Below are 15561 nucleotides of genomic sequence, written 5' to 3' on the forward strand. Positions count from 1 at the left end.
AACTGGAAAGGCTGCGTGGCAAGCATTTCTGCTTTTCCTCGAATCGCGAAAACGCTTTATCTTTTTATTTCCCAGCGCATTCCGGACGGAAAACCGCTGCGCACTTTTGCTGGAAATGCTCTATTCCATCGCGACGCTGTGGTCGACGGCCGGAGGCGCCTTCGGCTTGCGCAGCAGCACCAATAGCGGCATGGCGAAGATCGACATCAGCATCAGCAATTTGAAGTCGTCGATATAGGCGATGACGGTTGCCTGGGTGGTGATCATGCCGTCGAGCGTCGCGCGGCCGACCGCCGTGAAGGGGCTCACGCCCTGCGCGGCCGTCGCATCGAAATGGCGGTTGAACGGCGTCACATAGGCGGCAATGTTGGCGTGGTTGACCTGCATGTTCTCGGTAATGAGCATCGAAACGACGGAAATGCCGACGCTGGAACCGATATTGCGCGAGAGATTGTAGAGACCCGTCCCCTCGCCGCGCATCTGCGCCGGCAGCGTCGCAAAGGCGACCGTCGTCAACGGCACGAAGAGGAAACCGAGGCCCGCACCCTGGACGAAGCCGACTGATATCAGCGTCCATTGCGAGACATCCGGCGTCCAGCCGGTCATGTCATACATCGCCCAGGCCGTCAGCGCGAGGCCGATGAACAGCAGCCAGCGCGTATCCACCTTGCCGATCAGGCGCCCCACCAGGAACATGCAGAACATGGTGCCGAGGCCGCGCGGTCCCATGACGATGCCGGCGGTGACGACCGGATAGCCCATCAGCGTCTGCAGATAGGGTGTCATCAGCGCCAGCGAAGCCAGATAGGTCACGCCGACGATGAAGATGAACAATATGCTGACGGCGAAGTTCTGGTCCATGAAGAGCCGCGGATTGACGAAGCTTCGCTCGGCCGTGAACATATGGACGATGAAGAGATAGAAGGCGCTGACGCAGACGAGCGCCTCGATGATGATTTCGCTCGAGTAGAACCAGTCGAGCTGTTCGCCGCGGTCGAGAAAGAGCTGCAGCGCCGCAATCGTGATCGAAAGCATGCTGAAACCGAACCAATCGAGTTTGGCGAGCGCATCGAGCTTCGTTTCCGTCACGTAGACGACGATGCCGAAGAAGGCGAGCGCGCCGATCGGCACGTTGATGTAGAACACCCAGCGCCAGCTGATATTGTCGGTCAGCCAGCCGCCGATGACCGGCCCCAGCACCGGACCGACCATGACCGAGACGCCGAACAGCGCCATGGCGCGGCCGCGTTCCTCGACACTGTAGATATCGAGCAGGATGCCCTGCGACAGCGGCACCAGCGAGGCGCCGAACAGCCCCTGCAGCAGGCGGAATCCGACGATCTGCGCCAGTGATTCCGACAGGCCGCACAGGACGGAAGCGGCGACGAAGCCGGCGATCGCGACCAGCAGGACGCGCTTGCGGCCGAACTTCGCCGAAAGGAAGCCGGAGGGCGGCGTCATGATCGCCGCCGCGACGATGTAGGAGGTCAGGACCCAGTTGATCTGGTCGGCGCTGGCCGAGACGTCGCCCTGGATATGCGGCAGCGCGACGTTGGCGATCGTGGTGTCCAGCGCCTGCATGATGACGGACAGGATGACGCAGGCGGTGATCGCGCCGCGATTGGCGACGGGCGCCGACGGTGAAGCGGTGGTAGCGTTACTCATGATCCTGGCCGCGGGAATGGCCCAGTAGGTTGGCAACGAAGTCCGGCAGGCCGCGGGCATGGCCGGTGTCGACACCGGCGATGACGCTCATCCCGACGCGCAGCGGCGGTTTGCCCTGCATGTCATCGATGCTGATGATCATCGGAATGCGCTGCACGACCTTGACCCAGTTGCCGGTCGTGTTCTGGGCCGGCAGCAGCGAGAAGCTGGAGCCGGATGCGGGCGAGATGCTGGCCACCGTGCCCTTCCAGGTCACTTCCGGATAGGCATCGACCGAGATGTCGACCTTCTGACCGGGGCGCACATAGGTAAGCTCGGTTTCCTTCGGGCTCGCATTGATCCACATATGCGTGGTCGAAACCAGCGAGAATCCCTGCTGCGCGGCCGTCAGATAGGCGCCGACCTGAAGCGAGGGGACGTTGGCGGTGATGCCGTCGAAAGGCGCGCGCACCACGGTATCGTCAAGCTCGCGCTGCGCATTGTCGACCGCGGCCTTGGCTTGGAGATAAAGCGGATTTTGCTCGACGGGCTGATCGGCGGTGCCCTCGCCGCCCAATTGTGCGAGTGTCGTTGCCGCCTGCGCTTGCGCGACCGATACCTTCTGCTGCGCGGCCTCGAGGTTGTGCTTGGCTTGGTCGAATGCCGCCTTCGAGGCAACCGAGCTGTTGATCAGGTTCTGTTGGCGCTCGAATTCCGTCTGGTAATAGGGAATGTCGGCCTGTGCCTGGGCGATTTCGGCCAGGGCCTGCTTGTAATTCGCCTGCAGGTTCAGGATCTGGTTCCTGGCGTTGCCGAGCTGCGCCTTTGCACCCTCCAGTGCGATCCGGAAGGAGTCGGGCTTCAGGCGGAAGAGCACCTCGCCCTTTTTCACCGCTTCGTTCTCATGCACATCCACCGAGATCACTGTGCCCGAGACATCCGTGGAAACGCCCACCATGTCGGCCTGGATATAGGCATTGTCCGTGGACATGATCTGTCCGCCGGTGACGTAGTAATAGCCGCCGATGACGAGCGCGACGGGGAGCAGTGCAAACAGGACCGGTCGCGTCGGATTGCGGCGCTTGCGCGGCGATTCCGGGCGCGCGATCGGGGCCGTGGCTGCAGGCGCCGCGGGCTGCGGCGACGGATTGGAGGACGGGGCCTCGGCCACCGGGGTCTCATTCCGTTCAGCGGAATTTGCGTTTGCGGGCATGCGAAGTGAAGAAGATGCGTCAGCCATGTTGTAACTCTTTGTCGACTGCCTTCGAACGGCAGGCGCTAAGCAGGTTCGATTTCATGAGGGTAAGCAATTCATGAAGGCGCTCGTGATCCTCCTCTGAGGTTCCTTCGAGCGCTTCCTTGCGTGTCTGGTCGCCCATATCGCGCATGGTATCGATCAGCGGCCGGGCTTCCTCGCACATGTAGAGAAGCCAGCTTCGCCGATCATTCGGATGCTGCCGGCGCTCCACCAGGCCGCGCTCGCTCAGCTTGTCGAGGATGCGAACCAGCGTAATCGGCTCGATCTCCAGCATTTCCGCCAGGCCGGCCTGATGGATGCCTTCGTTGTTTGCGAGATAGGCGAGCGTCTGCCATTGAGAACGCGTCAGGCCCAAATCTTTGGCGCGCTGCTCGAACCGCTTGCGAAGCAGCCTGGCAACGTCATGGAGGAGAAAACCGAGGGTGGGTGTCGAATTCATGGTATGAAAAGCCTGCTATTGATAAGCAACCTCATAATTGCCGATACGTATAGTAAGCGCCCACGTGATACAAGAGGGCGAGCGATCAAGAAATGGCTGTTGTCGAAGATGTCGCAGGGGTGTCGCAAAGATGCCGCAGTGCCCCCTCGTTTTCACGGGTGAGGATTCCCTGACGGATCGAAAGCGGCCGAAACTGCCCCGATATCGGCATATGCAGGGCATCGTGGCAGGCGTCCGTTTGGAAACATCCAAAAATATATATGTCATAATAATAAAATATATTAATGGTTGCGTATTTCTAAATTCTTTGTATATTAGAATTGCCTAAAACATTATGGGAGGAATTGGAAAAATGACTAGTGCAATCAATGCTCTAACCAACCAGGTCGATGACAGCTCCGGCCCGAAATACCAGCCGCCTTGGGATTTCATTCCGGTGGATACAAATACCGGCGTTGGCGGAAAATATATCTACATCGGTTATCAGCGCGGCAGCAACAACCCGGTTACCTCGCTCAATTTCGTCGCCTACGATCAGGCCCAATCCAATCCTCCCTCGGGTTGGAGTTGGACCGGGCAGGATCTGAAGCAGGGCGCGGGCGGCAAATTCATCTATATGATCTGGAAGAGCGGCGAGGCAAGAAGCCCCATCACGGCGATTACGCTTCTCGTGACCAACCAGTCGTCGCCGCCGTCGATTCAAGGCTATGAATCGATTAGGCAGGATTTGAACCAGGGCGCGGGTGGACCTTTCATCTGGCCATATTTCAGCACGACCATATCGATGGCCCCGAAAGAAGAAGCGGTGACCCACAAGGCGTAGCAAGCCGACCCTTTCCCAGGCGGACAACCGGCCGGCGCAGGCAACTGCGTCGGCCGTAGATTGAGTCGATGAAGAAAAGATGAGATCACAGTATGAAGCGGCAGGTTGGCCGCCTAGAGCAATTCCAGGAAAAGTGCGCAGCGGTTTTCCGTCCGGAATGCGTAGCAAAACAAGAAGGTAGGGCGCTTTCGCGATTCGAAAAAAAACGGAAATGCTCTAACGTCGACTGAGAAGGCCGATGAGATAGCCGATGCCGGCTGCGGCAGCGACCATGAAGATCGGCTCCTCGCGAACTCTCTCGCGTAACTGTTCGGTGATCTCCTGGGCTTCCTCCGCGACGACAGATTTCGCTCCCTGTCCCACGGCTGCCATGCTCTGCGACAACCTCGACAGATCTTCGCGCAGCGCAGCGACCTGCGCGGCAAGGTCCTCCATTGCCATTTCGGTCTGTGCTCGCGCGGAAGAAGATTGAGCGGAAGCCGATTTCGTCTCTGCCATCGTGTGCTCCTTGTTGTCTTCTGGTTCGTAGAACGCCGCTGTCTGTCAAAGGTTCCGGTGCGTTCGTTCGCATGCCGTCCGGCGATTTCCCCAGTGGCCCTTCAATTCCGGTTCGGATTGTTCTAAGGAACTCCGATTGTTTCGCCCGCGTGCGAAGACTTGATGATGACGAGGTTTGCTTTCCGATGTTCGACGTGCTGAGAAAAATCGCCCAGACATGGCTTGCCAAGGGCTTGTTGCTTCTTCTTGCGGCAGCCTTCGGTGTATGGGGCGTCGAGCGGTCCCTCATCAGCGGCGGCAGCAGCAATACGGTTGTCACCGTTGGCGATCAGCACATCGATACCAATGAATTCCGCCTCGCCTACCGTCGCCAGATTCAGGCGATCAGCCAGCAATTGCGCATGCAGATCACGCCCGAGCAGGCCCGCGCCTTCGGCATCGGGCAGCAGACGGTGGCGCAGCTCGTCGCCGGCGCCTCGCTCGACCAGCTTGCCGCCGACATGGGCCTCGGCCTTTCCCAGGACCGGCTGGCCAAGCTGATCGGCGACGATCCGGCCTTCAAGGCGACGAACGGCGCTTTCGACCGGCAGAAATTCGACACGCTGCTTCGCAACAGCAATATTTCGCCCGACGACTACATCAAGGAGCGCAGCAAGGTTGCGATCCGCGGCCAGATCGTCGAGGCGGTATCGAACGGCTTTACCGCACCGCAGGTGCTGGTCGACGCCGTCAAGCAATATCACGACGAGAACCGCAGCATCGACTATCTGCTGCTCACCAATGCCAATATCGACCCCGTCAAGGCGCCGGCCGACGATGTCCTGCAGAAGTGGTTCGACGGCGTCAAATCGAAATATCGCGCTCCGGAATATCGCAAGTTCGGCTATGTGAAATTGCAGGCCGAGGATATTGCCGATGCGGCGAGCGTGTCTGACGACGAGGCGCGCGCGCAATTCGACAAGCGCAAGGACAGCTTCACGACGCCGGCGACCCGCACGATCGAGCAGCTGACCTTCGCCAACAAGGACCTCGCCAACGCCGCAGCCGATGCGCTGAAGACCGGAACGACCTTCGATCAGCTGGTTTCCGATCAGGGCAAGAAGCCCTCCGATGTGCTGCTCGGCACCTTCACCAAGGATCAGGTTCCGGACAAGACCGTTGCCGAAGCCGCCTTTACCGTCACCAAGGAAGGCGGCACGAGCCCCGTCGTCGACGGTTCGTTCGGCCCGGTCATCCTGCGCGTGACCAATGTGAAGAATGAAACCGCCAAGAATTTCGACGAGGTCAAGGAAGATATCCGCAAGCAGATTGCGCTCAGCAACGCCGCCAACGAAATTACCAGCGTCCACGACAAGTTCGAGGACCTGCGCGGCTCCGGTGTATCGCTGCAGGAAGTTGCCTCGCAGCTGAAGCTGAAACTGATCGCCATCGATGCCATCGATCATACCGGCCTCGACCAGAACGGCAATGAGGTCAAGGATCTGCCGGCACGCCAGCAGCTGCTTTCGGAAATCTTCAAGGCCGATCAGGGTGGCAACCCCGCCCCTATGACGGTCGGCAACGATGGCTATATCTGGTATGACGTCATGAACGTCACGCCCGACCACGATCGCCCGCTTGCGGAAGTTCGCGAAAAGGCTGTTGCCGACTGGACTGCCGAACAGCAGAAGATCGCGCTCGCCGCCAAGGCGACCGAACTGAAGCAGGAGGCGCAGAAAGGCAAGTCGCTTGCCGATATCGCCGCGCCGCTCGGCATTGCCGTCGAAAACAAGACCGGTATCAAGCGCTCGACGGATGATCCTGTTCTGGGCCGTGGCGGCATCGCGGCAGTCTTCTCCGGCCCGGTCGATGCGGTCGCCAATGCCGTCGGTGCCGATGATACGACGCAGATCCTGCTGAAGGTTACCGATGTCAACGACAATCCGACGACGGATGCGCTGAGCAATGACGATCAGCAGGTCGCGCAGATCGCCAACGCCGCCGGCGACGACATCCTCGATCAGATGGTCAGCCAGCTGCAGGGCAAATATACCGTCTCAGTCAACCAGAGCCTCGCCGAACAGGCGATGTCCCGCTAGGCCCGCTCGGGAGGATGGATAGCCGATGAGCGAATTGAAGCCTTTCCTCGCCAAGGTCGCCAATCGCGAGGCATTGACGCGGGACGAAGCCCGGCGGGCATTCGAAATCCTGATGTCGGGTGAGGCCACGCCGTCTCAGATCGGCGCATTCCTGATGGCTCTGCGGGTGCGCGGCGAAACCGTTGACGAAATCGTCGGCGCCGTGACCACGATGCGCGCTAAGATGCTGCCGGTGAAAGCCCCGGCCGATGCCATCGATATCGTCGGCACGGGCGGCGATGGCGTCGGCACATACAATATCTCGACGCTGGCGGCATTCATTGTTGCCGGCGCAGGCGTGCCGGTTGCCAAGCACGGCAACCGCGCTCAAAGCTCCAAGGCCGGCACCGCCGATACGCAATCCGTGCTGGGCATCAAGCTCGATATCGGGCCGGAGACGATCGCCCGCTGCATTCGCGAGGCCGGCATCGGCTTCATGTTCGCGCAGCTGCACCATTCGTCGATGCGCCATGTCGGCCCTTCGCGCGTCGAGCTCGGCACGCGGACCATCTTCAATCTCCTTGGCCCGCTTTCGAACCCGGCTGGCGTGCGCCGGCAGCTGCTGGGCGTTTTCGCGCCGCAATGGGTATTGCCCCTGGCCGAGGTGCTGAAGGATCTCAATGCGGAAAGCGTCTGGGTCGTGCACGGCGACGGTCTGGACGAGATTACGACGACCGGCGCGACCTCCGTCGCGGCGCTTGAGAACGGCAAGATCCGCACCTTTGAACTGACGCCGGCCGACTTCGGCCTGCAGCATGCCGACCTTGCCGACCTCAAGGGCGGTGATGGCATTGCCAACGCGGCGGCGCTCCGGGGCGTGCTCGGCGGCGCAAAGAATGCCTATCGCGACATCGCGCTCGCCAACGCCGCAGCGTCCCTGGTCATTGCCGGCAAGGCGGAAACGCTCCATGATGGCATGAAGCTCGCGGCCCATTCGCTCGACAGCGGCGCCACGGCCGTTGCATTGGAAAAGCTTGTTGCCATTTCCAACGAGGAAGCAGAGGACTAGGACGTCATGACCGATATCCTTCAAAAGATCGAGGCCTATAAGCGCGAGGAGATCGCCGCTGCCAAGGCCAAGCTCTCTCTTGCCGATCTCAAGGCGATGCAGGCCGGGCAATCCGCGCCGCGTGGCTTCCACAAGGCGCTGCTCGCCAAGGAAGACGCCGGCGTTTTCGGACTGATTGCCGAGATCAAGAAGGCAAGCCCCTCGAAAGGCCTCATCCGCCCCGATTTCGACCCGCCTGCCCTCGCCAAGGCCTATGAAGCCGGCGAAGCCGCGTGCCTTTCCGTGCTCACCGACACGCCGAGCTTCCAGGGTGCGCCGGAGTTCCTGACGGCTGCCCGCGCCGCCTGTTCGCTGCCGGCGCTGCGCAAGGATTTCATGTTCGACACCTACCAGGTGCAGGAAGCCCGCGCCTGGGGCGCCGACTGCATCCTGCTGATCATGGCTTCGCTCTCCAATGATGACGCGCAACGCCTGCAGGACGAAGCATTCGGCCTCGGCATGGATGTGCTGGTCGAGGTTCACGATGCGGAGGAGATGGAACGCGCGCTGAAGCTGTCTTCGCCGCTGATCGGCATTAACAACCGCAATCTGCGCACCTTCGAAGTCAGCCTCACGGTTAGCGAGAAACTTGCCGCGATGGTTCCCGAGGGAAGGCTGTTGATCGGCGAAAGCGGTGTCTTCACCCATGCCGATTGCGAGCGTCTCGAAGCCGCCGGCATCACCACCTTCCTCGTCGGAGAAAGCCTGATGCGCAAGGATGACGTCACGGCGGCGACGAAACTGCTGCTGAACGGCGAAGCCGGCATTCTGGCGGCCGAGTGAAATGAGCACCGAGAAGGCCGCTCTGACCCATATCGACGCTTCCGGCGAAGCGCATATGGTCGACGTCGGCGATAAGGCGGAGACCGCACGCAGCGCCACGGCGACCGGTTACGTCAGAATGAAGCCGGAAACATTGACGCTGATCCGCGACGGCAATGCCAAGAAGGGCGATGTCATCGGCACGGCGCGGCTTGCCGGCATCATGGCCGCGAAGCAGACGAGCAATCTCATTCCGCTCTGCCATCCTCTCATGCTGACGAAGGTTGCCGTCGATATCGAAGAGGATGCCGCCCTGCCCGGCCTGCGCGTAACGGCGACGGCAAGGCTGACCGGCCGTACCGGCGTCGAGATGGAAGCGCTGACGGCGGTTTCCGTTGCCTGCCTGACGATCTATGACATGGCCAAGGCCGCTGATCGGGGCATGGAAATCGGCGGTATCACATTATTGGAGAAATCCGGCGGCAAATCCGGAGATTTCCGCCATCCCGAGGCGTGACAGATGAGCCTATTGCCCGTTGCCGAAGCGCAAGCGCGCCTGCTTGATAGCGCCGCGCCGATCCATCGCTTTGAGAGCGTTCCGCTCGATATGGCGGAGGGCCGGATCTTGGCCAGGGATCTGACCGCTCGCCTGACCCAGCCGCCTTTCGATGCATCGGCGATGGACGGCTATGCATTGCGCTTCGAGGACGCGGCAACGCCGGGTTCGGAACTGCGGGTCATCGGCGCCTCCGCAGCCGGCCATGCCTTCGAGGGAGCCGTCGGCAAGGGCGAAACGGTTCGCATCTTCACCGGCGCGCCGGTTCCAGAGGGCGCCGATTCGGTTCTCCTGCAGGAAGATGCGGAGCGGCTGGAAGGCGATCATATCCGCACGACCTATCCCCTGCGCAAGGGGCAGCATATACGCCCGCGCGGACAGGATTTCCTGGAAGGCGAAGCCGTACTTCCCGCCGGCACGGTCATGGACTTCTCGCGGCTCACTGTCGCCGCGGCCATGAACCATCCGGCATTGGATGTCTACCGCCGGCCGCTGGTGGCGATTCTCGCGACCGGCGACGAGCTTGTGGCGCCCGGCAATGAACCAGGCCCCTCGCAGATCATCGCGTCGAACACCTTCGGTATCGCCGCGCTGGCGCGCAACGCGGGCGCCCATGTGCTTGATCTCGGCATCGTCGCCGACGACAGCGACGAGATCACCGCTGCCATTGGCCGGGCGCAGGTAGCCAAGGCCGATATCATCGTCACGCTCGGCGGCGCCTCGGTCGGCGATCACGATCTGGTGCAGGCGACGATGATCGCCGCGGGCATGAAGCTGGATTTCTGGCGCATCGCCATGCGCCCCGGCAAGCCGTTGATGGTCGGCAGCCTCGGCGACATGCATGTCCTCGGCCTTCCCGGCAATCCCGTTTCCAGCCTCGTCTGCGGCCTGCTTTTTCTCGAGCCGTTGATCCGCAAGCTCGCATCCCTGCCGCCCGTCAAGCGTGAAGGCGTTGCGCGTGCCGCCGTGACCTTTGCGGCGAACGATCAGCGCCAGGATTATATACGCGCGACGCTGACGAAAGCTGCCGACGGCGGCTGGCTCGCCGAGCCCTTCTCGAAGCAGGATTCGTCGATGATGAAGGTCTTTTCGCGCGCCGACTGCCTGGTCGTCCGCCCGCCGCATGCACCGCAGCTTGAAGTCGGCTCGCCCACTCCGGTCATATTGCTGCGGCCCGATTTGCTCGGGTAAGGTTATCTTTGGAAATGCGCATGGCGATTTCCGTTCTGGAGTTTTGTGGCGGACTTCATATCAATCGGAATGATTGAGGCGATAGTGAAGACGTACGCATCCTCTATCCAGCGCTTGCGCGCTGATGAGCTTTGGACTGGCGCGATAGCCTGCAGAGGGAAACAGCGGGCGCCCGCCGCCCAGCAACTCCGGCATGAGATAGATTTCGAGCTCGTCAAGAGCACCCTTTTGCAGGAAGCTCATTTGCAGTTGCCCGCCTCCGAGCATCCATACGTCACCATCTTCCAGCACACGCAACTCGGCGATGAGGGCATCGACGTCGCTGCGCACCTCAAGTTTCCCTTTCGGACTATCGATGGGGCTTGAAGTGACAACCAGGACCCGTTGGTCTCCATAGCTCCATGGTGTCGGATCGTTGGCGATAAAGTCGTAGGTGCCGCGCCCCATGACAACCGTGCGGATACGCTTGATAAACAGCTCGTAGCCGTGTTCTCCCAAGTTCATATCGTTGTATTTGAAAAGCCAATCCAGGTTGTCGTTTTCGTCGGCAATGAAGCCGTCGAGACTCGAGGCAATGTAGCCGAGAATCCTCGCCATTCTTTTCCATCTCCTGTTGATTCATAAATGAACGTATGTTTATTAATTAGCCATGGCAAGACACAAGAGCATATCTGACGAGGCCATCCTCGACGCCGTGCTGGATCAAATGCTGGCAGCCGGCCCGTCCAACCTGACCCTCGCTCAGGCAGGTAAGGCCGCCGGGCTCTCACCAGCGACGCTTGTGCAGCGCTACGGTGATAAGGACACCCTCATCGAAGCGGCTCTTCTGCATGCCTGGAATTTGTTGGATCAGGCGACGGCGCTTGCGGATTTAGAGGAGCCTTTGACGCCGGAAGGCGCGATCCGCCTGTTGCTGCGGTTGGTTACCCGCGAGAACGCCGAAAAGAACGAGACCGATGGGTTGCTCATACTGCGCGAGGATATTCGCAATCCGATCCTTCGCGCACGAGGTGCCGCTTGGGGCGCGGCTCTTGCTGCCGCCTTGGGCCGGAGATTGACCGACGATGCCGCCAAGGCAACGTCACTAGGATGGCAGATGGCGGGTGTCTGGATCGGCGCGCGCATCTGGTGGGCATTCACGCGCACAGAAACATTCGACATCGCGATACGCTGCTCGTTGGAAGAGTGGTGCAGCGTCGCGACCCGCGTCACTTCGCAATAAAGTGCTGCAACGTTGTCCGAAGCACGGGGAGACTACGGAAACGTTCGTCGCAGAAGTCATTCGCAAAGGTAGCTTGGCGAATGACTTCTACAAATCGATAGAGCAATTACTTGACAGGCTTCTCGTGGTGGCCGCCGAAGCCGGCGCGCATGGCGGAGAGAACCTTGTTGGCGTAATCGTCATTGCCGCGCGAAGCAAAACGGCCGTAAAGCGCAGCACTCAGCACCGGCGTCGGAACGCCCTCGTCGATCGCGGCCGAGATCGTCCAGCGGCCTTCGCCGGAGTCGGAAACGCGGCCAGCATACTGCGAGAGCGCCGCGTCGCCATGAAGGGCGTCTGCCGTGAGGTCGAGCAGCCAGGAGGTGATCACGCTGCCGCGGCGCCAGACTTCGCTGATTTCGGCGATGTCGAGATCATACTGGTAGTATTGCGGATGCGAGAGCGGCGCGGTTTCGGCATCCTTCTCGGCGGTCACCTTACCGATATTGGCATGATGCAGCACGTTCAGACCCTCGGCATAGGCAGCCATCAGGCCGTATTCGATGCCGTTATGGACCATCTTGACGAAATGGCCGGCGCCGGAGGGGCCGCAATGCAGGTAGCCCAGCTCCGCCGTGCTGTTCTTGGCGGCTTCTTCGGAGCGCATCTTCGACGGGAGTACGTCGCCGACACCCGGAGCAAGCGTCGCGAAGATCGGCGAGAGATGCTCGACCGTTTCCTTCTCGCCGCCGATCATCAGGCAATAGCCGCGCTCGAGGCCGAAGACGCCGCCGCTGGTGCCGACGTCGACATAATGGATGCCCTTGGGCTTCAGCTCTTCGGCGCGGCGAATGTCGTCATGATAGTAGGAGTTGCCGCCGTCGATGACGATGTCGCCTTCCTCAAGAAGCGGAACGATCGCTGCCAGTTCCTGATCCACGATCGCGGCCGGCAACATCAGCCAGACGACGCGCGGCTTCGCGAGCTTCGATACGAAATCTTCGAGTGACTTGCTGCCGGTGGCGCCGAGCTGCTCCAGCCCTGCGATGCTTTCCGGACGCGCATCGAAAACAACCGCGCTGTGACCGCCCCTCATCAGGCGCTGCACCATGTTGTTGCCCATGCGGCCGAGGCCAATCATACCGATTTGCATATTTCAGTCTCCTAGGACGGTTTCAATCGTTTTGAGTACTCAATAAAGACATTTCGCAATCTTTTCCAATGAACAAATGACGGGCGAGCTATGCGCTGGCTCGGGAGCGCAGAAAAAATTGCACGCTCACGCATCTGTGATATCGCCGGCCGAAACCTCGCGCTTTTTGCCATGATCACGCTTTTCCGGCCTTGAGGAAATCTGTATTTTGCCCTTCTGTTCGAGTTCATAAATTTAGCATCGGTTCCGACTCCTAGTACATTCTCTTCAGGCCCACGCTCGCCATGGAGCGTTAAAGGAGGCATATGGCTGCGTCTCTGAAACTTCCGCTCATTCCCGCCGCGTTCTTCGGCATGGTGCTGGGGCTCTCCGGCCTCGCCAATGCCTGGCGGGTTGGTGCCCGCATCTGGCAATTGCCGGCGGTTGTTGGAGAAGTGCTGACCTTTGTCAGTCTCGCCATCTGGCTGGCGTTGATCGTGCTTTATGCGCTGAAATGGGTAATTGCCCGCGACGAAGCCCTCAAGGAGGTGGCGCATCCCGTCCAATGCTGCTTCATCGGCCTGGCTGGCGTGGCGACCATGCTGGTCGCCGGAGGGCTGTTGCCCTATTCGCGCATCGGTGCCGAAACCATATTCCTGCTCGGCGCCGCCTATACGCTCGCATTCTCCGTCTGGCGTACCGGCGGCCTTTGGCAGGGCGAGCGCGATATCGCCGCGACGACCGCCGTGCTCTACCTGCCGAGCGTCGCGGGAAGCTTCGTCACCGCCATCGTCGGCGCAGCCCTCGGTTTTCCCGAATGGGCTCAGCTTTTCTTCGGCGCCGGCTTCTTCGCCTGGCTTGCCATCGAGTCGGCATTGCTGCACCGCCTGTTGACGGGACCGGCATTGGCTCCGCCACTGAGGCCGACGCTTGGAATTCAATTGGCGCCGCCGGCCGTCGGTGCGCTCGCCTATATCAGCGTCATGAAAGGCCCTCCCGACATGCTGGTGCATGCAATGATCGGCTACGGCTTGCTGCAGGTCCTGATCATGCTTCGTCTTCTGCCCTGGATCACGAAGGAAGGCTTCAGTCCCGCCTATTGGGCTTTCACCTTCGGTGCGACGGCGCTGGCGACTGCTCCGATGCGGCTGGTCGAGCGCGGCGATGTCGGGCCGGTCACGCAGCTCGCGCCAATCCTCTTCGCCATTGCCAATGTCGTCGTCGGTCTGATCGCACTGGCAACGATCTGGCTGATTGCCAACCGCAAGCTGGTGATCGGCTGGGTCGAACTTACCGACCGCGATGCCGGTGCGGTCGGACAAGGTTAGGGAAGCGCAAGGGCGCGATTTGGAGGACGGCATGCTTGATCACGTGACGATCGGCGTTCGCGACCTGGAACGTTCGAAGATATTCTACGATAGGGCATTGCGCCCTCTCGGCATCGAACGCCTGTACGCGGAAGGCGAAACCTTTGCGGGCTATGGCGCCGGACCGAAGGCATTCTTGTGGATCGGCCAGCGTGATGCACCGCAGACAAGCGCGCATGTAGCCCTCACGGCCGGAAGCAGGGAAATCGTCGACGAATTTCACCAGGCGGCACTTGCGGCCGGCGGCATCGACAATGGCGCTCCCGGGCTTCGTCCTCACTATCACCAGAACTATTATGGCGCCTTCATTCTCGATCCGGATGGCCACAATATCGAAGCGGTTTGTCACTTGCCGGTGAATTGAGTGCGGCGCTGCATTTCCGGCCAAATCACTGCACCGGCGGGCCGACATAGCGTGCACGCGGCCGGATCAATCGGCCGCTGGTCGCCTGCTCCATGGCGTGAGCGAGCCAGCCCACCGTCCGCGCCAGCGCGAAGATGATCAACGGCGCATCCTCCGGGAGATGATAGGCATGGGTCATCGCCGTCAGAGCGAAGTCAACATTGACGCGCTCGCCGACCAGTTGTTCGCCGACATCGCGAACCCCGGCAAATAGCGGGGGAAGCGTAAAACAGCGTAGCAGCGCCTCGGCACGGATATCGACATCCGGATAAAGCTGATGACCGAAGGCCGGCAATGCCCGGCCCTCTGACAGATAGCTGCGAACCGCCTCCTCCGCGCCGGTTACAGCGGCTCGGGCGATCAGCGAGCGCACGCTTTGCCATGCGCCGCCGTGCAACGGCCCCGTCAGCGTGGAAAGGCCGGACAAGGTGGCGGCGGATAGTGTCGCTCCCGCGGATGCCGTGATTCTTGCGGTGAACGTCGAAGCATTCAATTCATGATCGGCGAGCAGGACGAGACTGCGGCGTATCAGATCGCTCGCGTCGGGACGGTTCCAGGCAGAGGCAAGGCGACGATGCAACGGTTCGTTCCATGCGCCGGGAGCCAAGACTTCGGCCACCGTATCGAACACACTCTCCGCTTCGTTCTGCAGGGCTGGGAGCGAGCGCCCGAGTGACGGCAGGTCTCTCGTTATGCGCTCGGCAAGGGCAGAGAATGCGGCATTCAAGGAGGGAGTCTTTTGCCGCGCCTCGTTTTGCTCGAAACGTAGCGGCCGCTTCATGTCCCAAAGCAGCAGCGCGACATCCTCCAGAGCAGCGCCTTCGGCAAGCAATGCCACATCCCTGCCGCGATAAAAGAGCCTGCCGTTCGAAACCGTCGACAGCGCCGATGGCAACACCGGATCGCCCCATTGGATGGCTTCGGCTGCCACCGCCTCCGTCTTGCGCCGGCCGGCATGGCGCGTGGCCAGCCGCTTGACGTCGTCGGCAAAATAGAGACTGCGCCGCGTATCGGCGGGATCCGGCTTCGCGCGAATGCGCCCGCGGCTGACATTGGCGTAGAGCGTCTGTGGTTTCGTTCCCAGCAGGTTCAGCGCCTGCTCCGCCGTCAGCCAGCTCATCA

16 protein-coding genes are annotated in these 15561 nt (G+C 61.0%); 9 read left to right on the forward strand and 7 right to left on the reverse strand.

Features of this window, described 5'->3' with window-relative positions:
- Positions 1 to 120 precede the first annotated feature (120 nt).
- The 3 genes from CCGE531_RS09970 to CCGE531_RS09980 are packed head-to-tail and all read right to left on the reverse strand — an operon-like array spanning position 121 to position 3341.
- Positions 121 to 1665: a DHA2 family efflux MFS transporter permease subunit gene (locus CCGE531_RS09970; protein WP_120664009.1), complete on the reverse strand. Its 1545-nt coding sequence runs from the start codon at positions 1663 to 1665 to the stop codon at positions 121 to 123.
- Entirely contained in the window at positions 1658 to 2884 is a 1227-nt protein-coding gene (locus CCGE531_RS09975) for an HlyD family secretion protein (RefSeq protein ID WP_120664010.1), read from the reverse strand. Before CCGE531_RS09975 ends, CCGE531_RS09970 begins: the two co-directional genes overlap by 8 nt.
- Complete coding sequence (locus CCGE531_RS09980) at positions 2877 to 3341, reverse strand: MarR family transcriptional regulator (RefSeq protein WP_120664011.1); 465 nt, start codon at positions 3339 to 3341, stop codon at positions 2877 to 2879. Before CCGE531_RS09980 ends, CCGE531_RS09975 begins: the two co-directional genes overlap by 8 nt.
- 352 nt (positions 3342 to 3693) lie before the next feature.
- Between CCGE531_RS09980 and CCGE531_RS09985 the strand changes: the two genes are divergently transcribed.
- The gene (locus CCGE531_RS09985; RefSeq protein ID WP_120664012.1) at positions 3694 to 4164 is read left to right on the forward strand and encodes a hypothetical protein; all 471 of its coding nucleotides are present in this window, start codon (positions 3694 to 3696) and stop codon (positions 4162 to 4164) included.
- Between the two features lie 216 nt (positions 4165 to 4380).
- On the opposite strand, the gene CCGE531_RS09990 is transcribed toward CCGE531_RS09985, so the two are convergent.
- A complete protein-coding gene (locus CCGE531_RS09990; RefSeq protein ID WP_112343080.1) occupies positions 4381 to 4662 on the reverse strand; it encodes a hypothetical protein in 282 nt (93 codons plus the stop codon).
- Between the two features lie 185 nt (positions 4663 to 4847).
- Here CCGE531_RS09990 and CCGE531_RS09995 point away from each other — a divergent pair, with 185 nt between their 5' ends.
- Genes CCGE531_RS09995 through glp form a run of 5 tightly spaced genes read left to right on the forward strand, consistent with a single transcriptional unit; the run spans position 4848 to position 10336 of the window.
- Positions 4848 to 6740 carry a peptidylprolyl isomerase gene (locus tag CCGE531_RS09995; RefSeq protein WP_120664013.1) on the forward strand — a complete coding sequence of 631 codons (1893 nt, stop codon included), beginning with the start codon at positions 4848 to 4850 and terminating at the stop codon, positions 6738 to 6740.
- A gap of 25 nt (positions 6741 to 6765) precedes the next feature.
- Entirely contained in the window at positions 6766 to 7788 is a 1023-nt protein-coding gene (trpD, locus tag CCGE531_RS10000; protein WP_120664014.1) for an anthranilate phosphoribosyltransferase, read from the forward strand.
- 6 nt (positions 7789 to 7794) lie between these two features.
- Positions 7795 to 8610, forward strand: coding sequence for an indole-3-glycerol phosphate synthase TrpC (gene trpC / locus CCGE531_RS10005; protein ID WP_120664015.1), 816 nt, complete (start codon positions 7795 to 7797; stop codon positions 8608 to 8610).
- A gap of 1 nt (position 8611) precedes the next feature.
- Complete coding sequence (moaC, locus tag CCGE531_RS10010; protein ID WP_120664016.1) at positions 8612 to 9106, forward strand: cyclic pyranopterin monophosphate synthase MoaC; 495 nt, start codon at positions 8612 to 8614, stop codon at positions 9104 to 9106.
- A 3-nt stretch (positions 9107 to 9109) separates the two neighbouring features.
- Positions 9110 to 10336: a gephyrin-like molybdotransferase Glp gene (glp, locus tag CCGE531_RS10015; RefSeq protein ID WP_120664017.1), complete on the forward strand. Its 1227-nt coding sequence runs from the start codon at positions 9110 to 9112 to the stop codon at positions 10334 to 10336.
- Between the two features lie 60 nt (positions 10337 to 10396).
- Here glp and CCGE531_RS10020 read toward each other — a convergent pair whose 3' ends face one another.
- Positions 10397 to 10933, reverse strand: a complete 537-nt coding sequence (locus CCGE531_RS10020; protein ID WP_120664018.1) for a dihydrofolate reductase family protein — start codon at positions 10931 to 10933, stop codon at positions 10397 to 10399.
- A gap of 52 nt (positions 10934 to 10985) precedes the next feature.
- On the opposite strand from CCGE531_RS10020, the gene CCGE531_RS10025 reads away from it, so the two are divergent.
- A complete protein-coding gene (locus tag CCGE531_RS10025; protein WP_120664019.1) occupies positions 10986 to 11558 on the forward strand; it encodes a TetR/AcrR family transcriptional regulator in 573 nt (190 codons plus the stop codon).
- A gap of 106 nt (positions 11559 to 11664) precedes the next feature.
- Here the strand turns inward: CCGE531_RS10025 and gnd are convergent, their stop codons facing one another.
- A complete protein-coding gene (gene gnd / locus CCGE531_RS10030) occupies positions 11665 to 12690 on the reverse strand; it encodes a phosphogluconate dehydrogenase (NAD(+)-dependent, decarboxylating) (RefSeq protein WP_120664020.1) in 1026 nt (341 codons plus the stop codon).
- Between the two features lie 305 nt (positions 12691 to 12995).
- Here gnd and tehA point away from each other — a divergent pair, with 305 nt between their 5' ends.
- Together tehA and CCGE531_RS10040 are read left to right on the forward strand one after the other, a co-directional pair.
- Positions 12996 to 13997, forward strand: a complete 1002-nt coding sequence (gene tehA, locus CCGE531_RS10035) for a dicarboxylate transporter/tellurite-resistance protein TehA (protein WP_120664021.1) — start codon at positions 12996 to 12998, stop codon at positions 13995 to 13997.
- A gap of 31 nt (positions 13998 to 14028) precedes the next feature.
- Complete coding sequence (locus CCGE531_RS10040) at positions 14029 to 14400, forward strand: VOC family protein (protein ID WP_120664022.1); 372 nt, start codon at positions 14029 to 14031, stop codon at positions 14398 to 14400.
- A gap of 25 nt (positions 14401 to 14425) precedes the next feature.
- Here CCGE531_RS10040 and CCGE531_RS10045 read toward each other — a convergent pair whose 3' ends face one another.
- A complete protein-coding gene (locus CCGE531_RS10045) occupies positions 14426 to 15559 on the reverse strand; it encodes a citrate synthase (protein ID WP_120664023.1) in 1134 nt (377 codons plus the stop codon).
- Positions 15560 to 15561 lie beyond the last annotated feature (2 nt).

Origin of the sequence: Rhizobium sp. CCGE531, assembly GCF_003627795.1 — a bacterium.
Lineage (GTDB): Bacteria > Pseudomonadota > Alphaproteobacteria > Rhizobiales > Rhizobiaceae > Rhizobium.

Coding starts and splice junctions, on each gene's coding strand:
- CCGE531_RS10025 (WP_120664019.1), top strand. CDS start 10,986: ATGGCAAGACACAAGAGCATATCTGACGAGGCCATCCTCGACGCCGTG.
- gnd (WP_120664020.1), bottom strand. CDS start 12,690: ATGCAAATCGGTATGATTGGCCTCGGCCGCATGGGCAACAACATGGTG.
- CCGE531_RS09985 (WP_120664012.1), top strand. CDS start 3,694: ATGACTAGTGCAATCAATGCTCTAACCAACCAGGTCGATGACAGCTCC.
- moaC (WP_120664016.1), top strand. CDS start 8,612: ATGAGCACCGAGAAGGCCGCTCTGACCCATATCGACGCTTCCGGCGAA.
- CCGE531_RS09990 (WP_112343080.1), bottom strand. CDS start 4,662: ATGGCAGAGACGAAATCGGCTTCCGCTCAATCTTCTTCCGCGCGAGCA.
- CCGE531_RS10020 (WP_120664018.1), bottom strand. CDS start 10,933: ATGGCGAGGATTCTCGGCTACATTGCCTCGAGTCTCGACGGCTTCATT.
- trpC (WP_120664015.1), top strand. CDS start 7,795: ATGACCGATATCCTTCAAAAGATCGAGGCCTATAAGCGCGAGGAGATC.
- CCGE531_RS10040 (WP_120664022.1), top strand. CDS start 14,029: ATGCTTGATCACGTGACGATCGGCGTTCGCGACCTGGAACGTTCGAAG.
- glp (WP_120664017.1), top strand. CDS start 9,110: ATGAGCCTATTGCCCGTTGCCGAAGCGCAAGCGCGCCTGCTTGATAGC.
- tehA (WP_120664021.1), top strand. CDS start 12,996: ATGGCTGCGTCTCTGAAACTTCCGCTCATTCCCGCCGCGTTCTTCGGC.
- CCGE531_RS09975 (WP_120664010.1), bottom strand. CDS start 2,884: ATGGCTGACGCATCTTCTTCACTTCGCATGCCCGCAAACGCAAATTCC.
- CCGE531_RS10045 (WP_120664023.1), bottom strand. CDS start 15,559: ATGAGCTGGCTGACGGCGGAGCAGGCGCTGAACCTGCTGGGAACGAAA.
- CCGE531_RS09980 (WP_120664011.1), bottom strand. CDS start 3,341: ATGAATTCGACACCCACCCTCGGTTTTCTCCTCCATGACGTTGCCAGG.
- trpD (WP_120664014.1), top strand. CDS start 6,766: ATGAGCGAATTGAAGCCTTTCCTCGCCAAGGTCGCCAATCGCGAGGCA.
- CCGE531_RS09995 (WP_120664013.1), top strand. CDS start 4,848: ATGTTCGACGTGCTGAGAAAAATCGCCCAGACATGGCTTGCCAAGGGC.
- CCGE531_RS09970 (WP_120664009.1), bottom strand. CDS start 1,665: ATGAGTAACGCTACCACCGCTTCACCGTCGGCGCCCGTCGCCAATCGC.